The sequence below is a fragment of the Streptococcus sp. HMSC062H02 genome (genome assembly GCF_001813005.1).
Classification (GTDB): domain Bacteria; phylum Bacillota; class Bacilli; order Lactobacillales; family Streptococcaceae; genus Streptococcus; species Streptococcus oralis_S.
Window position 1 is genome coordinate 1 of sequence record NZ_KV811089.1, and the last position, 332, is coordinate 332.

At 48.2% G+C, this 332-nt stretch carries 2 protein-coding genes; both read right to left on the reverse strand.

The features are described from left to right. On the reverse strand, positions 1-129 hold a 129-nt coding region (locus tag HMPREF2885_RS10335; RefSeq protein WP_222563575.1), incomplete at its 3' end, for a DUF1542 domain-containing protein. Further along, positions 130-332, reverse strand: a 203-nt coding sequence (locus HMPREF2885_RS00050) for a DUF1542 domain-containing protein (protein ID WP_148131113.1), incomplete at its 5' end; no start/stop codon positions are given.

A 332-nucleotide genomic window follows, 5' to 3' on the forward strand; every position in this document is an offset into this window, starting at 1 on the left:
CTTGGCTTGATCAACTTCTGAGTTTGTCGTCGCAACGTCGATGTTCTTCTTAGCCTCGTCTGCCTTAGCTTTGGCATCGGCTTTCGCTGCAGCTTTCTCTTCATCCGTCAAATCAGTACGTGAATCAATTTATGCTTCCTTGGCTTTCAGGGCATCATCGATCGATTGCTTAGCTGCTGGCTTGCTTTGCGCAGTTGGGTTGACTCCGTTAACTTCAGTTGTCCCAGTTGACTTAGCCTGGTCGACTTCTGCATTTGTGGTTGCAGCGTCGATGTTCTTCTTAGCTTCATCGGACTTAGCTTTGGCATCTGCCTTCGCAACAGCTTTCTCTT